General features: G+C 47.1%; 13 protein-coding genes. 9 read left to right on the forward strand and 4 right to left on the reverse strand.

Annotated elements, in window-relative coordinates:
* Positions 1–15 precede the first annotated feature (15 nt).
* The 4 genes from zwf (at position 16) to BMZ54_RS23780 (ending at position 5,113) form a co-directional block, all read left to right on the forward strand.
* Positions 16–1,518 carry a glucose-6-phosphate dehydrogenase gene (zwf, locus tag BMZ54_RS23765; RefSeq protein WP_089918137.1) on the forward strand — a complete coding sequence of 501 codons (1,503 nt, stop codon included), beginning with the start codon at positions 16–18 and terminating at the stop codon, positions 1,516–1,518.
* 90 nt (positions 1,519–1,608) lie between these two features.
* Entirely contained in the window at positions 1,609–2,334 is a 726-nt protein-coding gene (gene pgl / locus BMZ54_RS23770; RefSeq protein WP_089918139.1) for a 6-phosphogluconolactonase, read from the forward strand.
* A 584-nt stretch (positions 2,335–2,918) separates the two neighbouring features.
* Entirely contained in the window at positions 2,919–4,373 is a 1,455-nt protein-coding gene (locus BMZ54_RS23775; protein ID WP_089918141.1) for an alpha-L-fucosidase, read from the forward strand.
* Positions 4,370–5,113, forward strand: a complete 744-nt coding sequence (locus tag BMZ54_RS23780) for an amidohydrolase family protein (protein WP_089918143.1) — start codon at positions 4,370–4,372, stop codon at positions 5,111–5,113. The genes BMZ54_RS23775 and BMZ54_RS23780 overlap by 4 nt, the downstream gene beginning before the upstream one ends.
* 89 nt (positions 5,114–5,202) lie before the next feature.
* Here BMZ54_RS23780 and BMZ54_RS23785 read toward each other — a convergent pair whose 3' ends face one another.
* From BMZ54_RS23785 to BMZ54_RS23800, 4 genes are all read right to left on the reverse strand, one after another.
* Positions 5,203–6,786 (reverse strand): FMN-binding glutamate synthase family protein, encoded by a 1,584-nt coding sequence (locus BMZ54_RS23785; RefSeq protein WP_089918145.1) that lies wholly within the window; start codon positions 6,784–6,786, stop codon positions 5,203–5,205.
* A gap of 192 nt (positions 6,787–6,978) precedes the next feature.
* Positions 6,979–8,250: an RNA polymerase sigma factor gene (locus BMZ54_RS23790; protein ID WP_089918147.1), complete on the reverse strand. Its 1,272-nt coding sequence runs from the start codon at positions 8,248–8,250 to the stop codon at positions 6,979–6,981.
* 11 nt (positions 8,251–8,261) lie between these two features.
* A complete protein-coding gene (locus BMZ54_RS23795) occupies positions 8,262–8,609 on the reverse strand; it encodes a YciI family protein (protein WP_089918149.1) in 348 nt (115 codons plus the stop codon).
* A gap of 105 nt (positions 8,610–8,714) precedes the next feature.
* Positions 8,715–9,533 (reverse strand): mechanosensitive ion channel family protein, encoded by an 819-nt coding sequence (locus BMZ54_RS23800; RefSeq protein WP_238386671.1) that lies wholly within the window; start codon positions 9,531–9,533, stop codon positions 8,715–8,717.
* A gap of 253 nt (positions 9,534–9,786) precedes the next feature.
* On the opposite strand from BMZ54_RS23800, the gene BMZ54_RS23805 reads away from it, so the two are divergent.
* The 5 genes from BMZ54_RS23805 to BMZ54_RS23830 all read left to right on the forward strand — a co-directional run bounded on the left by BMZ54_RS23805 (position 9,787) and on the right by BMZ54_RS23830 (position 18,918).
* Positions 9,787–12,366, forward strand: coding sequence for a phosphatidylglycerol lysyltransferase domain-containing protein (locus tag BMZ54_RS23805; RefSeq protein ID WP_089918154.1), 2,580 nt, complete (start codon positions 9,787–9,789; stop codon positions 12,364–12,366).
* Positions 12,367–12,866: 500 nt separating this feature from the next.
* Positions 12,867–13,553, forward strand: a complete 687-nt coding sequence (locus BMZ54_RS23810) for an AcvB/VirJ family lysyl-phosphatidylglycerol hydrolase (RefSeq protein WP_162277655.1) — start codon at positions 12,867–12,869, stop codon at positions 13,551–13,553.
* An 855-nt stretch (positions 13,554–14,408) separates the two neighbouring features.
* On the forward strand, positions 14,409–14,687 hold the full coding sequence (locus BMZ54_RS23820; protein ID WP_089918160.1) for an HTH domain-containing protein: 279 nt from the start codon (positions 14,409–14,411) through the stop codon (positions 14,685–14,687).
* A 1,770-nt stretch (positions 14,688–16,457) separates the two neighbouring features.
* Positions 16,458–17,831 (forward strand): alpha-L-fucosidase, encoded by a 1,374-nt coding sequence (locus BMZ54_RS23825; protein WP_089918162.1) that lies wholly within the window; start codon positions 16,458–16,460, stop codon positions 17,829–17,831.
* 496 nt (positions 17,832–18,327) lie between these two features.
* A complete protein-coding gene (locus tag BMZ54_RS23830) occupies positions 18,328–18,918 on the forward strand; it encodes a response regulator transcription factor (RefSeq protein ID WP_089918165.1) in 591 nt (196 codons plus the stop codon).
* Positions 18,919–18,951: the final 33 nt, after the last annotated feature.

Below are 18,951 nucleotides of genomic sequence, written 5' to 3' on the forward strand. Positions count from 1 at the left end.
GCTAAATATAATTTTATGCAAGACCATAAGCGCCCGCCTGCCTCCATACTCTTTATTTTTGGCGGCAGCGGGGACCTGAACTACCGGAAATTATCACCCGCCTTATATAATCTTTTCCTGGACGATTGGATGCCGGAGCAATTTGCCATCATCGGCATCGGGCGTACACCTTATACTAACGAAGCTTATAATGAGCATCTGCTGGATGGTATCAGCAAGTTCTCCCGCCGTAAAGGTGAGCAGAACGGTGAATGGGCGGAATTTTCCCAGCACGTGAGCTTTTTGCAGCTGGATGCGGAGAATGCAGAGTCCTACGATGCAATGACCGAGATCGTAAAGCAAAAAGAAGCAGAATGGGGCACCCATCCCAACGTGATCTTTTACCTGGCAGTAGCGCCGCAACTGGTGCCTGCTATTGCAAGAAAACTGGGCAGGCTGAACCTGTGCAGCGATAAGCATAATACCCGCATTGTAGTAGAAAAGCCCTTTGGCCACGATCTGCAAAGTGCGCATGAGCTGAATGCTTTGCTCACCAGCATGTTCTCCGAAGAACAGATCTTCCGTATAGACCACTACTTAGGTAAAGAAACCGTGCAGAACATACTGGCGCTGCGTTTTGCCAATGCCCTGTTTGAGCCGGTATGGAACCGCAATTTTATTGAATACATACAGATCACCGCTGCGGAAAGCGTAGGGCTGGAAGGGCGTGGCGGATACTATGAGCGTTCCGGCGCCCTGCGTGATATGGTGCAGAACCATATTCTGCAGATCTTATGTATGGTAGCCATGGAAGCGCCGGTATCTTTTGATGCCAATGAGATCCGTAATAAAAAGGTGGATGTGCTCAATGCCATTCGTCCTATCAGCAAGGATAAAGTGCATGAATATGCCGTACGCGGACAGTATTCCGGCGGCTGGATGAAAGGAGAGCGTGTAGCGGGCTACCGCGAGGAAAAAGGCGTACAGCCCAACTCCAATACGGACACTTATGCAGCCGTGAAATTTTATATTGATAACTGGCGCTGGCAGGGCGTACCTATTTATGTGCGCACCGGCAAATACATGCACCAGAAAACTACGCAGATCAACTTACAGTTCCGGCAGGCCCCTCACTTTGCATTCCCAACGGAATCTGCTGAAAGCTGGAGGCCTAACCGCCTTACCATTAGCATTAACCCGGAAATGGATATCCGTATCCGCTTCCAGGCTAAACGTCCGGGCCAGACTATGACCCTGGACCCGGTAGAAATGGTGTTTAACTATGATGCGGCTTATGGCGAACATGCGCCGGAAGCATACGAAACACTGCTGCTGGATGTAATGGAAGGAGATGCTACGCTGTTCATGCGCGCCGACCAGGTGGAAGCTGCCTGGAAGCTGATCATGCCCATACTGGAAACCTGGGAGAACCGCGTACCCCAGAACTTCCCCAACTATGCCCCGGATTCCTGGGGACCAAATGATGCAGATGCCCTGATAGCGCAGGACGGACATAGCTGGATCAACTTATCAAAATAAGGTTCAATTATTGTAAAGGAAATGTGCAAGTGGTGATGATCGTGATCATTCATTTGCACATTTTTACTTTCGCACATCAAATCATTAAATATGGAATTGCACATCGCCAAAGATCCGCAACAGCTGAGTGAGAACCTGGCCGCCTGGATCAGTAACTATATCCAGGAAGTACTGCAGGACCAGGAACAGTTTACGTTTGTATTGTCTGGCGGTAACACGCCTAAGCAGCTGTATCATTTACTGGCTAAGGAACCTTACCAGCAAATGATCCCCTGGGAAAAGATCCATTTTTTCTGGGGCGATGAGCGTGCAGTGCCTTTTGATGATGAGCGCAATAATGCCCGCATGGCGTATGAAACCCTGCTTACACCCATGGGCATCCCGGAAGAAAATATTCATGTAATGCGCACGGATATTATGCCGGAAACCGCCGCAGAAGAATATGAAAAACTATTAAAAGAATATTTTAAAGATAGTGATGTAACCTTTGACCTGGTATTGCTGGGTATGGGAGATGATGGGCATACCCTGTCCTTATTTCCCGGTATGCCGGTAGTGAATGAGCAAAAGGATTGGGTAAAAGCATTTTTTCTGACTGCCCAGCACATGTACCGTATTACCCTCACGGCCCCTGTAGTGAACAAAGCTGCCTGTGTAATATTTATGGCAACCGGCGCTGGCAAAGCCATCACACTGAAAAATGTAATTGAAGGCACCTTCAACGCAGAACAATTCCCCTCTCAGCTCATCCGCCCCCAGGACGGCGAGCTGCATTGGTTCGTAGACGAAGCTGCCGCCGGAGCATTGGAAATATAGAGAGAGATGGGAGCTAAGAGCTAGGAGGTACAAGATAGGAGAAGGCTAATTGAGTGCCCGATATCAATAAACATCAATAAACATTAATAAACAATAAAGCGTATGAGGTAACAAGCCACTTCATACGCTTTATTATTTACAGCAATCAGCAGTTCTTAGGCACTATACTATACACCGTACACTGTACACTACACCAGACCCATTATCATTCATACCGCACACCCACATATAGTTGCAGTACCAGCCCATTTTTTTGCAGGCCCAAAACGCCTGGACCTTTGCCCGGCGTGCCCCGCTTGACAATGCCCCATCCATGCCCCAACCCCTACACGACAATCCCCCGTCCCATAGTCATTCAAACAGGCGGGCGCAGTCCAGCGTTGGGCCTGCAAAAAAATGCCTGCAAAAAATGATCACAATAAATGCCGGTAACAAACCCTTGTAGCAAATGTTTGTAATACTACCTCGTAATAAGCAGTCGCAAAACACCCGCATCTCCCAAACGAAAACAAAGATCCGCACAAACCTCCTTACACATTTCCCTGAAATATTTATTATTTTACTCACCGCTAAACTTCGCCGTTATGAAAAGAATGATCCTCGCCGGTAGCCTGATCTTACTATTGCTGCAGCCACTACTGGCGCAAAACTATTCAGCTGACTGGTCTTCGCTGAATACACGTAAGATCCCCGGATGGTTCCATGAGTCTAAGTTCGGGATCTTTATACACTGGGGAGTGTATGCAGTGCCTTCCTTTGCTGTGGTAGGCCCCGGCGGTTATTCTGAATGGTACTGGCATAATCTCATGAATAAAGGTGCGGATACACATGCGCAGGTGCAGGCTTTTCATGATAAACAATTCGGCAAAGGATTTCCATACGCTAATTTTGAGCCGCAGTTCACCGCTGCATTATTTGATCCGGCGCAGTGGGCAGATATCTTTCGCCGCTCCGGCGCTAAATATGTAGTATTGACCTCCAAACATCATGAAGGTTATTGTTTATGGAATAGCCCCTGGGCAGATAAGGCCTGGGGCCGCCCCTGGAATGCAGTAACCGGTACGCCTAAACGCGATCTGCTGGGCGATCTGACAGAAGCCGTACGCAAAGCAGGGTTGCGTATGGGATATTACTACTCCCTGTATGAATGGTATAATCCCTTATGGCTCTCCAACAAAGAGCAATATATCAAAGAAGTGATGCAGCCGGAGTTCAAAGACCTGGTAACACGTTACAAACCATCCGTGATCTTTTCTGACGGAGAATGGGAGCTTTCGGATACCGCCTGGCAGTCGCCCGCATTGCTGGCCTGGTTGTACAATGAGTCGCCGGTGAAGAAGGATATAGTTGTGAACGACCGCTGGGGCAGCAATACCCGCGGGCATAACAGCGCCAGCACTTACCTTACCTCTGAATACGGTAGCGGAATGGAGCCGGGCGTAGTATGGGAAGAGAGCAGGGGCATTGGCATGTCATACGGGTATAACCGTATGGAGAATGTAAATGATTACAAAAGCAGCCACGACCTGCTGCTGGCATTAATAGATATTGTATCCCGCGGGGGAAACCTGCTGCTGGATATTGGTCCCACAGCAGATGGACGCATTCCCGTGATCATGCAGCAACGGCTGGTAGATATGGGCAGCTGGCTGGCTACAAACGGAGAAGCGATCTACGAAACAGAATCCTGGAAACAAACGCGCCAGTGGAGCCCCGGCCAGCAGCCAACGGTGAAGAAAGCCTCTTTCATGGCTGATTATGATATTACCCGCATGATCCAGCCTTCAAAGGAACATGCGCATATAGAGATGTTCTTTACCCGTAAGAACAATAACCTGTATTGCATTGTTCCTTCTTATAGTCCGCAGCTGCTGCTGCGCAATTATACGCTGCCGGCAGGCGCAAAGGCCAGTATACTGGGCAGCAAGGCAAACATCCGTGTAAAACAGCAGGGAAAGGATTGTGTGCTGGACCTGTCGGTTCTGCACCCCGGCGATGTACCGCCACAGTTATTCGTTATTAAAATTACCGGCGCATGATCTTCGATGCACATTTTCATATTATAGACCCCCGTTATCCTTTGGTAGCTAACCAGGGATACCTGCCGCCCGCCTTTACAGCGTCCGATTACAAGACCAGGGTAGCACATTTGCAGGTTACCGGCGGCGCCGTGGTATCAGGCTCTTTCCAGCAGTTTGACCAGCAATACCTGGTAGCTGCGCTGCAGCAGCTGGGAGCCGGTTTTGTAGGCGTAACGCAGATCCCGGAATATGTAACGGATAAGGAGATACGGCAGCTGCATGCATCCGGCATACGGGCAGTACGTTTTAATATACAACGCGGTGGCTCCGCTACCGTTGATCACCTGGAGGAGCTGGCCCGCCGTGCATACGACCTGGCCGGCTGGCATACAGAGCTGTACATTGATTCCCGTGAGCTGAAAGATCTACTGCCGGTTTTAAAGCGGCTGCCGCGCATAAGTATTGATCATTTGGGTTTGTCAAAAGAAGGGCTGCCGTATTTATTAGAGCTGGTGGCAGATGGTGTGCGGGTAAAAGCCTCTGGTTTTAGCCGTTGTAATTTTAATGTGGTGGAAGTGATGCAGCAGATCAATGCAGTAGACCGTTCCGCGCTGATGTTTGGCACTGATCTGCCATCTACCCGCGCACCACAGCCTTTCAGCGATGAAGATGTGGCTTTGGTGAAAGATAATTTCCCGGAAGATGTGGCAAAGCGTATCTTTTACCAGAACGCAAAGGATTTTTATTTCCAGGTATAACAGCACAGGGTCAGCGGTAAAATAAAAGGTGAAAAGGAGCTGCAGACTATCCTACTATCCTTTTCACCTTTTATTTTGGGATACGTTTTTTAGTTCCAGCTGTCTTCACGCGCCATCTCCAGCTCATTCCTCATTACTTCATGCAGCTGCCCGTTCAGGAATACACCGGCAGTTACGCTGGGATATATTTCTTCGAAACTGCGCACCTGGTTCATAAACACACGGCGGAAAATGTGGCTGCGTGTAATATCGTGCGGGCTGCTTAAACCTGCAGCAGCAGTCAGCTCCATGGCACTCTCAATTGTATCGCGGTGATAATTGGAAACGCGGTGTTTTTTATCTTCTACCACCAGCCCTTTGGCAAGCCATTTATCCTGCGTGGCTACACCCGTAGGACAGCGATTGGTATTACATTCCAATGCCTGTATGCAGCCAATGGCCATCATCATAGCGCGGGCGCTGTTACAGCCATCCGCACCCAGGGCCATGGCGCGCAGTATATGGTAGCCGGTAAGTATTTTGCCGGAAGCGATCAGCTTCATTTTACCACGTATATTAAACCCCGTAAGGGTATCATGCACAAAGGCCAGGGCATCCATTAAAGGCATGCCTACGGAATTGGAGAACTCCGGCGGCGCAGCGCCAGTACCGCCTTCCCCGCCATCAACGGTAATAAAGTCAGGGTAGATGTTGGTTGCCACCATGGCTTTGCAGATAGCAAAGAACTCGCGGCGCTGCCCTATACATAATTTAAAACCCACTGGCTTGCCTTTGCAGAGCGTGCGCATGTGCGCAATGAACTGCATCATCTCCCGCGGTGTATTAAACGCAGTATGATAGGGTGGTGAGGACACTGTAGTATAAGGTTTTACATGGCGGATAGCAGCAATTTCCGGTGTGTTCTTGGCAGCCGGTAATATGCCGCCATGGCCGGGTTTAGCGCCCTGCGATAATTTCAGCTCCACCATTTTAATTTGTGGCAGCGCTGTTTTTTCTTCAAATAGGCGTTCATCAAAATTCCCCTCATCATTCCTGCAGCCAAAATAACCGGTGCCTATTTGCCAGATAATATCTCCGCCCTGGTTCAGGTGATGCTTGCTAATGCCGCCTTCACCGGTGTTATGTGCAAAGTTGCCTAATTTGGCGCCGCCGTTTAAGGCCTCTACTGCATTGGAGCTTAGTGAACCATAGCTCATGGCAGACACATTCAGGATGCTGGCTGAATAAGGTTGCGTACAGTCACTACCGCCAATGGTTACACGCGGATCTTTATCCATGTGTTCAAAGCTCCTGGGTTGTATAGAGTGGGCCATCCATTCATATCCTTCCGCATAAACGTTGAATTGGGTGCCAAAAGGCTGCGTATCCAGCTCCCGCTTGGCGCGCTGGTAAATGGTAGAACGGTCTACCCGGTTAATGGGGCTGCCACCTGTATCACTCTCTACAAAGTATTGGTATACCTTGGGCCGCAGGGCTTCCATCCAGTAACGCGCCCGCCCTACCACGGGGAAGTTGCGCATAATAGCATGTTTGGTTTGCAGCATATCCACAATGCCTATAATGATCATTGGCACTGCCGGCAGCAATAACCACCATACCCAATGAAAAAAATATCCCAATACTCCCATCACCAGCAAGCTGCCCACCGCAAACACCAAAAATCTTTTAGCCATACACGATCATTTTATAAGCTAAAATTAATTAATAATTAATGATTAATAATTAATAAGAAATAGTCAATAGTGAAGTGTTCTCCGGGAAATACCACTGTTTTACCGTCATTATTAATAATTATTAAGAAACAGTTAATAATGAAGCATTTCCGGTACCCGCACTGCTTCACTGCAATTATTAATTATTCATTCTTAATTATTGATTAAACCCAGTTTCTCCTGTATCAATTTTCGCTCTGCCTGCGAAGTGGTAAGACCGCAGGCCTGTGTAAGGTGTTTTTGGGCTAAGAGAGGCTCGCCGCATTGCAGGTATAGATCACCCAGTACGGCGCTGTAGATATAATGAGATGACAGCAGTTTTTCAATATCCGGGATAGCCAGGATCTCCTGTATTGCAGTTGCTTTTTTGCCCAGCTGGGCCTGCACAATGGCCCGGTTCAGCAGCACTACCGGCATGGGTTTTTGTTCCAGCAGCAGGTCGTACAGCTGCCGCATGCGTTGCCAGTTGGTTTCTTCAAAAGTGGCGGCCAGGCAATGTTCCGCTGCAATAGCCGATTCAACATGGTATACGGTAAGCCGCTCCCCGGCGGAAGATAAGCGCAGGTAATGGTATCCCATGTCTATCAGCTCTTTGTTCCAGGTGCTGCGGTCCTGGTTTTGTAACAGCACAATGGAATTATTTTCATCAATACGGCTGTCAAAACGGGAAGTCTGAAAACACATTAAGGACAGCAGCGCAAAAGTAGCCGGCTGCTTACCCACCTGGTGTTCTGATAATAGCAAACAAAGTCGCATGGCTTCCATGCACAGGTCTTCGCGGATCAGCTCATCTGCTTTCAGGGAATTATAACCTTCGTTAAATAACAGGTATAGCACAGTGTATACGGTTTCCAGCCGGGGTGGCAGCTGCGGTCCTAATGGGATCTCCAGCTGGATGCCTTCCTCCTTAATAAATTGTCTGGCGCGGTACAGGCGTTTCTGGATCACTGCTTCATTGGTTAACAGTGCTCTTGCAATTTCTGCGGCGCCAAAACCGGATACGGTTTTTAATGTGAGCGCAATCTGGTCTTCTTCTTTCAGGGAAGGGTGGCAGCATGCAAAGATCATGCGTAGCTGGCTGTCGGTGATTTCCGTATCCAGGAACAATTGGCGCACCGTATCTTCCGCAGCATGCTGTAAGTGATAGGCCAGCTCCCCGGAAAGGTGCTGGAAATGCTGCTGCCGGCGAATGATGTCCAGCGCTTTGTTCCTGGCTACGGTCATCAGCCAGGCGGAAGGATTGTCGGGAACCTGGTTAAACGTCCAGGTTTGTACTGCTTTTAAAAAGGCCTCCTGCACCACATCTTCTGCAAGGGATAAGTTATGCATCCCAAAAATGCGGGTTAACACGGCGATCATTTTCCCCGATTCATGCCGGAAAAGGTGATCAACAATTTGTTGTGGTGAGGAGGCGCCGGATTGCATACATGGCAGGCTTACATACCATCAAATTTCATTACTTCCCGTACTTCCACGCTACCGTTCAGGGAAAGATCGGGGCAGCCCTTAGCCAGTTCTGCAGCGGCTTCCAGCGAATCGGCCTGAATGATCATGTACCCGCCTACCAGCTCCTTGCTTTCTGCAAACGGACCGTCGGTTACTACGGCTTTGCTGCCGCTGACCATTTTACCCGGGGGATATAAAGGCTCTCCGCCTACGTAAATGTTTTTAGACCGGAACTGTTCTATCCAGGCAAACCATTGCTGCATATTGCCCTGCATTTCTTCCGGGGATAAATTACCCGCGCTGCTGCCGCCGCGGAAAATAAACATGAAGTCTTTCATGATGAAAGGTGTTTGTAGGTTAAATAAATACGAATAACAGGATAATGACGGGCGGAATATTATATGCAGGACAAAAATGAAGAATTTTTTTTAGACGGGTGGGAATTATATCAGCTGATGCTCTTTCATAACACTTGTAACCCGGCTGATAACGGCATGCACCGCCTCATTGTAGTTGTCGTTATCATTATTGTTATTATCATCGTAAGCTACCCAGCAGTTTACGGTTACCTTCACATTAGCGCCATCTATGTTGGAATATAATACCTGTAAAGGCCTATGCTCCGCAAGGTGTGGCAAGCCTTTCAGGGCATTCTGCAACAGGGATTGTACGGAGCTCATTTGCTCATTGACAATGGCTACATTAAAGGTGAGCGAAATGCGGCGCTCGGGGGTAAGAGAGTGATTAATGATGGGTTTCTGGAAAATTTCTTTATTGGGGATGATCACATGCAGGCCGTCCAGCGTACGCAGGGTAGTAGAACGTAATTGTATATTTTCCACGTTGCCGGTAAAACCATTAGTCTCTATCTGGTGGCCAACTTCAAAGGGTTTGCGGAACGTAATAAAAATACCGGAAATGAAATTGGCAGTGAGATCCTGGAAAGCAAAGCCCAGCGCCAAACCTATAATACCGGCGCCGGCCAGCAGGGACGACACCGTTTTATCCAGCTGCAATACATCCAGCGCAATAAACAGCCCTACAAAGCAAAGGAGCAGGTAGGCAACACTTGAAAATAACCCGCTCAGGGCCGGTGTATCAGACAGGCGGTAAACCAGCTTGTACACCAGTTTTTTCATCAGCCGGGCCAGCAGCACAAACAAGGCTAATACCACTATAGCTACTGCCAGGTTAGGCAGCATTTTGATAGCTGTTTCCAGCCACAGCTGGATCTTGTTATATATGAGTTTGGTCCATTGCATATACGCCATCATATTATTTCCCCCTTGGTTCGGGAACAAGGCCGAATAATTATGCCGGTTTTAAATACCCGGAAGAGGATTGACTTACTCATTGATATTCAATAGGATAAATGAGTAGGAGCATCTACACTGCGGAAAAAGTTGCCCATCCGTCCCTACCTTAAAATCCAATTAAATTAGGCTTGCCTTTAAAGCCGCCGTACAACTTAAGCGTAGCTTTGAGTGTTAAAATTGATACACTGCTATCACTTATATGTCTGTAAAATTCACCTTACGCGTAGCGCCTTTACTAAAAAAGCTGCATTTAAAAGAGCTGCTGTCAGTGTTATTCCTGTTGCTGGCTATCTATTTTTTCCGGCAGGAGCGGCATGAGCTGCGCGCGCTGGTACCGGCTATTTCCCAGGCTAACCGTGTATGGATGAGCGGTGGTGTGTTACTTACGTGTGTATATGTTCTGCTGCAGGCGCTCATGTATTATTACAGTTTTAAAGCAGTAGAAGCGCGTTTGCCTTTGTCTTTGGGAATAGAGCTGTTCCTGAAGCGCAACCTGCTCTCCGTATTTTTACCGGCAGGCGGTGTTAGCTCGCTGGCTTATTTGCCAAAGCGGCTGCGGCAGGCCGATATCCGCAAACAGCAGGTGCACCAGGCCTCCGGCATTTATGGGTATGTGGGCATCTTATCGGTATTCCTGGTAGGCATACCCATAGTGGGGTTGGCCATTTTGCGCAAGCCGGACCTGCAACGTGCATTGCCTGCACTGGCAGGTATTTGTGTGCTGCTGGTAACAGCGGTGTGGGTGTTCCGCTCTATTCAAAAGAAAGGCGCCGTATATACGTTGCTGTTAAATTATTTCCCGGGAGTCATTCATAAGATAGATGACATCTTTTCCTTTCAGCTGCAGCGTGGCGCTTTTGCAAGCACCGTATGGGCATCTGTGGGTATTGAGCTGGTTGGCATTGCACATTTGTACGTGAGTATGCTGGCTACCGGCGTTACACCCTCGCTGGAAGCGGCCTGCGTGGGATACATTGTTGCCACTATCTTTTTAATTATCTCCCCGTTCCTACGCGGGTTAGGCGCTATAGAATTATCACTTGCCTGGCTGCTCAGCAGCTATGGGTATAGTTCCCTGCAGGCATTGGAAATTACTTTGCTGTTCCGGTTGTTCGAGTTCTGGTTACCGCTGGCCGGCGGACTGCTGGCCTTTGCGCTGAAGGGGCGTGAGCTGGTGTTACGCCTGCTGCCACCGGTGCTGATATTCTTACTGGGCATGGTTAACATTTTTTCCGTGCTCACACCACCGCTCGCAGATCGTTTGCGCCTGCTGCATGCCTACATACCGGTAGGTTCCATTCATGCATCCAACCTGCTGGTGGTGTTCCTGGGGTTGGTGCTGCTGGTGACTGCCACCTTTTTAGTCCGTGGCCTGCGCAGCGCATGGATAGTAGCCCTTGTGGTATCCCTGTTATCTGCCATCGGGCATATGAGTAAAGCGCTGGATTATGAAGAAGCTTCACTGGCGCTGATCACGGCTGTTATATTGATCATCACTGCCAGCCAGTACCGGGTAAAAAGTAATCCTCAGCTGGTGAATATTGGCGTGCTTACTGCCCTGGCTACTTTTGCAGGAGTGCTGATCTTTGGGGCGCTGGGTTTTTACTTTTTAAAAGCCCGTCATTTTGGAATTGATTTTACCTGGCAACATTCCCTGCAGGCCGCTTTCCGGGGATTTATGCTGATGAACGATGAGGACCTGCACCCGGTAACCCGCTTTGGCCGCGAGTTCCTGAGCGCCATACAGGTATTGGGCGTAAGCGCCTGGGCTTTTTTATTTTATACTATTATACGGCCCTACCTGCAGGTGCATCAAAGCAATACCGCATTGGAGAAAGCGCGGTTTTACCTGAGCCAGTATGGCGATTCTGCCATGGATTATTTTAAGGTAGGAGAGGATAAGCTGTTTTATATCTCTGATGACCCGGAAGGGTTTGTTGCTTACCGCGTGGCCAATGGCTTTGCCATAGTGCTGGAAGAGCCGGTGTGCCGGGAAGCGGATAAGCTGCTCCTGTTACAGGAATTTGAGCAGCAATGCCGCAAAATGGGCCTTCGGCCGGCCTTTTACAGGGTAGATGAGGAAAGTGTATTTTACTTTAACCGCCTCCGGAAAAAGCGGCTGCTGATAGGGCAGGAGGCTATTATGGATATACGCGGTTTTACATTGAGCGGGAAGGATAAGAAATCATTACGGAATGCATTGAACAGCTTAGCCAATAAAGGGTATACCACCACTATCCGGCGGGCGCCGCAGCCGGCGGACCTAATAGCGCAGCTGAAAGCTGTATCCGACGAATGGCTGGTGCAATATGAGGTAAAGGAAATGACCTTTTCACAGGGATCGTTTGATGATGCCATACAAACCCAGGATGTGATCACTGTAAATAATGAAGAAGGGCAGGTGGTAGCTTTCCTGAACATTATTCCGGATTATGCGCCGGGAGAGTGTACCTATGATATGATCCGCAAACGCAGCGATGCGCCGGGCGGCGTAATGGATGCGCTGATCATTGCGCTTATACAGGATGCGCAGCAGCGCAACCTGCAATACCTGAACCTGGGCCTGGTGCCTATGTCGGGCATTGCACAGCCGCAGAATACGGCAGAGCAGGTGGTGAAATTTGCGTATGAAAAGATCCGCGCTTTCCGCCACTATCATGGCTTGCGGGAGTTCAAGGAAAAATATGCCACCGCCTGGACTAATAAGTACCTGGTATATGAGCATGATTTTGATCTGATACAATTACCGGCTGCGTTGAGTAAAGTAATGCAACCGTAGATTGAATTACGAATTGTCAATTACGAAATACGAATTGGGTACTTAGGGGATGACTGTGGTTCGTAACAGGCAATTGTGAGATTGGATAGTTTGAGATTGTCTCATCCATTCGTTAATGAATTTGTAATTGACGATCCGTGGTTAAACTTCGCTTTATTCATTCGCTCTAATCAATTGGTAATTACAGATAATCATAATTCTTTTTAATGGCATTCCCCGCTTTGGATGGGGCTAATTGATCATTTGTAATTAACCGGCTAAGGCTGGTCTTCGCTTTTATCCATTCGTAATTTGTAATTAATAATTCATAATTAACCAGGTAAGGTTGGTCTTCGCTTTCATCCATTCGTCGTAATTCGCAATTGATAACTCGTAATTAACCAGCTAAGGTTGATCTTCGCTTTCATCCATTCGTAATTATTCATAATCATAATTATTTTCAATGGCATTCATGAATGCTTCCATTTCGTAATTAAATAATTCGTAATTAAGTTATGTACGTGCGTGAATTACTGCTTGTAGCTTTTTTCCAGGGGCTTTTTCTGATGGTGCAGGCCCAGACGGCTGTAACGGAGCTGCCGGTAACTGCGATGGCGCCGGCCGGCAGCGGCCAGTATCCGCTGGTATTATTCATTACCGGTGATGCCGGCCTGAAAAAATTTAATGTAAGCATGGTAGATGCGTTTACCAAAAAAGGTTATGCCGTGGTAGCGCTGAATACCCTTAAATACTTCTGGAAAAAGAAAACGCCGCAGCAGGCCGGGGCAGATGTAGCAGCTTTACTGAAACATTACGCCGGCCAGTGGGGACATAAGTTTTTTTTGCTGGTAGGTTATTCCATGGGCGCTGATGTGCTGCCTTTTATTTATAACAACCTGCCCGCCGATGTACAGGCGCAGTCGCAGCAGCTGGTGTTTATGTCGCCCTCCCGCTTTACAGACCTGGAGGTGCATGTGTCGGAAATGTTAGGTAAAACCAGCAACAATGGGCTGAGTGTGCCAGGGGCTATGAACCATATTACCGGTAAACCTTTATTGTTATTATTCGGAGAAGGGGAGAACGATTTTGATCTGCAGGAGCTGCATATTCAAAACTACCAGCACATGGTATTGCCTGGTGGGCATCATTATGATAACAACGCAGGCAATGTAGTACAAACCATTCTTTCCCACCAGGTACTGCACTGAGATCCCGCTGCATAATTTCTAAGGGGTTAACTTGAAATTAACCGCTAAAAAAATAAACAGCAGTATCATTGCAGTCAGCAACGCAATATCAGATGGATATATGATCCTTCTGATATCTGATACCCGGTGGCAAGACAAGAAGGTAGTCCTTTCCTGCTTTTATACTATCGGCGTCTTTTCCAAAACCTCCCGGATGCTGCGCCTTGCTGGTCTGTACGGCCGGCAAGGTTTTTATTTTTCTGTTAACATGCAATTAACTGTTGAGCGCTTAGAATGCCTTAACATTGTTTTGCTGATTTAATGAGTGTTAAAAATTACTATTTGTTTCACGAAAGGAGATCAGGTAATGATGTACCGGCTTCAACAACCGGAAAATCGTAACTGAGCTCTACGCGCCCGGTCTTTACCGGGAGCTTCTTAAAACGGATGAAACCTTAGCCCAGCTTGTGTGCTCACACATTTCCTGACATTACTACCGGGGAGTGCCTAACACTATTTCTCTATCGGGTTTATTAACTGCGATCCTATTGCAGTGGAGCTTGCTAACTTGCATTTAAAGCCTGACCGGTAAAGGAAGCCTTTTTAATTACCCTCGAAAAACCCATGTATTTATGATATACATACGGCACTCGTTTACATTAATGCATACGCAAACGCGGGCACTGGGAGCATTAGCGGGAACTTTTCTTACAGCCCTTTAACCAGCAGCACAACTACGGAGAAAAACTATTGAATAAATGATGTTGGTTTCAATTAAAGGGTTGATACTTATCAAAATAAATGTATTTAACTTATTTTGGTATAATAATTTTTATAAAGTAAATTCCATTACCCGTTAAACCCCCCTATGCTAACATGCCTAAGCGTTATTTTGAAAGGTTACAAACGATCGATTACCTCATTCGCATTAAAGGCACTGGTAAACCTGCCCAGTTAGCCAAACGGCTGCGTATTTCTGAACGCACCCTGTATGAGTTCCTGAAAATGATGAAAGACTTAGGTGCGCCTATTGAGTATGACCGATATAAGGAAAGTTATTATTACGCGGAAAAAGGCGGGTTTAATATCCGCTTTGTAAAGAACCTGGCGGCGGCAACCACCATATTGGCAGCCCTTTTCCTGGATTCCTGGTAGTTATAACGTCATAGTCTGTACGTAGCAGGGAAATGGTCATTACCCCGGCTATCCTGTTCCCATTGCTGCCGGTCGCGTTAACCCGGTTAACCTTGTATTAACTTACTCTTTAACGCTTAATTAACTAATAAGAAATTATAAAGGCTGAATTTCACCCCCGAATATCCAAAAGATATTCAATATTCAATTCTCACACTGAATATAAAAGACGGTTTAGATTACAAAACTAGCAACGCGGGTTTCTTTTCAGTCACCTGCCGGTTTTTTAAATCCCTAATGCCATCAGGTTATCTTCAGCACTTATATTTTTCCGGTTTTATAGATGTCAGATTATGATCATCGGATTCTTATATGGTAACAGGCGCTGCATTGAATTACAGCCACCTGTTAATGCTGGGTGCTGCTTCCGTTAAACAGAGCCCATGCAGTGGCGTTTAGCACTTGTGAAAGGAGCTGCTCCGGCCTGATAATACCTGAATCCGCGAAGCTGCTGTTAGCGCCTCTGCTAAGAACTTGGATTATGGTTGTGCAGTTGCGGATCAACCATAGCCCTTTTCGCCGTTGCAAGCCGCCCACAATGCAGTTGTCAACCCTCCGCTAAGACCTTGCACTATAGCCATCCCGGCTGTGCAGTTGCGGGTCAACTATAGCCCTTTTCGTCGTAACAAACCGCTCACAACGCAGTTGTCAACCCTCCGCTAAGACCTTGCACTATAGCCATCCCGGCTGTGCAGTTGCGGGTCAACTATAGCCCTTTTCGTCGTAACAAACCGCTCACAACGCAGCTGTCAACCCTCCGCTAAGGCCCCGCACCATAACCATCTCCGGCTGTACGGTTGCGGATCAACCAAACCCTTTTCGCCGTCACAAACCACTCACAACGCAACTGTCAGCCCTCCTCTAAGGCCTCACACCGTAACCATCCCCGGCCATCCGGTTATTTTAACTATAGACCTTTCAGGTCACAGGCCGGCTCATACATTTACATCATAAGAACAGGGAACTACTTTTTCCTGCAGCGGGTAATAATAAACCGCCAGAGTAGACACTCAGGCGATATGATATATAACGATAGGAAAAAGAATGCGATGCTTATCGCATCACATTACAATGTTACAATAGTATTTACCGCTATTAGTTAATCACCGGTTAACAATGGAGGTTACTACCCAAAAAAGGATCCCCCGCAGTAAACACTACGGGGGAACGAAGTCCTTTAAAAGGTGGCACATACCATCCCGGCCCATGATACTTTTGGGGTCAATCTTTATAGGTACCTGGGCCAATATTGGACCTCCGGAAATAAAAAAACCATATGGAAATTCTCAGGGTTAAAACCCTGGCTGTATTTGCATACACCAGGACGCGAACATCTTTATTATAATAACTGTTTTAAATGATCTGGAAAATAGATTTGCAATTGAATAGCCCGTCGTTTGCTCAGGTAAAGTGGAATCCTCTTCTCATAACTATAGGTCTGTTGTAGCTGCGTTTAAATTGATATGCAAGATTAAATATTATTCTGCACCTATTAGTTAATAATTGGTTAACGGAAAAATATATCTGGCTGATTGCCAATATATTACAATCGATTGCTGTGATGGACGGGTTAAAATACGGTTAATCCCGGGTAAGGCGATTTCTGTATTATCATTCGCTAAATCACTATTATAAAAAGCAGATTAATTCAGCGAACTTCAACAGCAATCAAAACACGATTCCACGAAAGGGCATCGTTGCCCGCTTCAGCATGAAAACAAATAGCACATTATGAAAAAAAGTATGTTCCTCCTGCTGTGTGGCCTGGGGCTGTTATTACAGCTTACCGCACAGGAAAAAAAGATCTTTAATGAAACACCGGAACAAAAAGAACAACGCCTGGCCTGGTGGAAAAATGATCGCTTCGGCATGTTCATTCACTGGGGCCTGTATGCCCTGCCCGCCCGCCATGAATGGGTGAAGAACCGGGAGCAGCTAACAAATGAAGAGTATCAGAAATACTTCGATGCGTTTAACCCCGACCTGTACAATCCTAAGGAATGGGCCCGCATGGCCAAAGCTGCCGGCATGAAGTACGCCGTGATCACCAGTAAACATCATGAAGGATTTTGCCTCTTTGATTCCAAATACACGGATTACAAAGCCACGAAAACACCTTACGGAAAAGATATTATTAAAGAATGGGTAGAGGCCTTCCGCGCAGAGGGATTGAAAGTAGGCTTCTATTATTCCCTGATAGACTGGCATCACCCGGATTATACCATTGACCGGGTGCATCCGCAAAGGCCCGCCGATACTGCAGATTATAAAAAGCTGAACCAGGGCCGTGATATGGCTAAATACCGCGAGTACCTGCGTAACCAGCTGAAGGAAATATTAACCAACTACGGGAAAATAGATATCCTGTGGACGGACTTTTCTTTCCCCGGTGCTTATGGCAAAGACCATAACGACTGGAATTCAATTGAGCTGATCAAAATGATCCGCAAGCTGCAGCCGGATATTATTGTAAATGACCGCCTGGACTTAGGTGAATATGAAGATGGCGGTGACTTTGTAACACCGGAACAATATAAAGTCTCTGAGTGGCCCACCCGCAACGGCAAGCAGGTGCCCTGGGAAACCTGTCAAACATTTTCCGGTTCCTGGGGATATTACCGGGATGAAACATCCTGGAAGGATACGAAGCAGCTATTAGGCCTGCTCATAGAATCGGTCAGCAAAGGTGGCAACCTGCTGCTGAATGTAGGCCCCACTGGCCGCGGACTGTTCGATCCGCGTGCACAGGCTGCGCTTAAAGCCATGGGCGACTGGATGCAGGTGAACAGCCGCGCTATATATGGCTGCACACAGGCGCCGCCTGAATTTGCCAAACCGGATAACTGTTTGCTTACTTACAATCCCACCACCAAACGTTTATACGTGCACCTGCTGGACTATCCGCTGCAAAACTTTACACTGCCGGGTTATAAGGGAAAAGTAAAGTATGCGCAGTTCCTGCACGATGCATCTGAAATAAAAATGAGCACACCCACCCAGCATCATAGTTTAGGTAAAAATTTAGCCGACAATGATCTTAATCTGAGCTTGCCGGTAAAGAAACCGGAAGGAGAGATCCCAGTAATTGAGCTGATCTTAAATTAGTAATTCTTGTAAAGTCTGAGAAAAATAACGTCCACTGCCGTTACATGGCAGTGGATTTTTTTATTTTGGTGTCAGTCGTCATTTTTAGTTACCGACTATAAAAAAGTTAGTAATCGAGCGAGCTCTGCAGCAAAATGAAAAAATTGTCCATCAACGGAGACCTGCAAATGTCAAAAAAGAGTATTTAAGGCCTGAAATGTAGCACAGGCGTGCTTAATCCATTGAATATAAAATAGTTGTCCACTTTAGCTTTTTATCCCCGATTTTATCCATGTATTTGTTTTTTAAATAATATAAATTATTTTGTTTATTAATATTTTTTTAAAAACCATATATACATCCGATTGACTGCTGAGGGTATTTGTTTCAAATTTGTTTCGTTATTGGGATTGTGTCCTCATTAATATTATACTAATAAGCGCCTTTTTCGTCATTAAGAGAACTTGCAGTACTGTGAGAAGAATTTTCACAAAATAATAAACCCAAAGTAAATATTATGAAAAAAGTGCGGCGTGATAACGCAGGCCACTTAAACGGAACTGATATTCTTGAAGTTGCCGGTATCCAGAGTGACGACGAACAAATCTTACAACAACTTGCTAAAGACATTTGCAACATTGTATTCATGGATGTTGAGATTCCTGGTGTAAGCGCCGTTGAAGCAGCCAACATTTTGAAAGCTGCCTATCCCGACATCAACGTGCTGCTGTTAACCGTACACCGCGATAGCCATTCCTTAGCCAGTTTGCCAGCCCGTACCACTACAGCGGATGAACCCATTAACCCGCCGGCTTTAACAGGATTTGTATCCCGGGTATATGATACCGCCGTACAAACCAACCTGACCGCCATACAGAAGGTGCTGGCTTATTTTCATCACCGCGCACAAACTGATATTTCGCAGTACGGGCTTTCCCCGCGCGAACAGGAAGTGCTGGACCGCCTGGTGGATGGGCATACGTATAAGAAGATCGCTGAGCTGTGCCACATCAGCGTAGGTACGGTACGTTCCCACATCATGAATATTTACCGTAAGCTGGAAGTAAATTCCCGCAGCGCTGCCATCGTGAAAGCAATGCGCGGCTAAGCCGGAATGCAAACGTTTGGAGCCTGGAGAATG

Origin of the sequence: Chitinophaga rupis (assembly GCF_900109685.1) — a bacterium.
GTDB lineage: Bacteria > Bacteroidota > Bacteroidia > Chitinophagales > Chitinophagaceae > Chitinophaga > Chitinophaga rupis.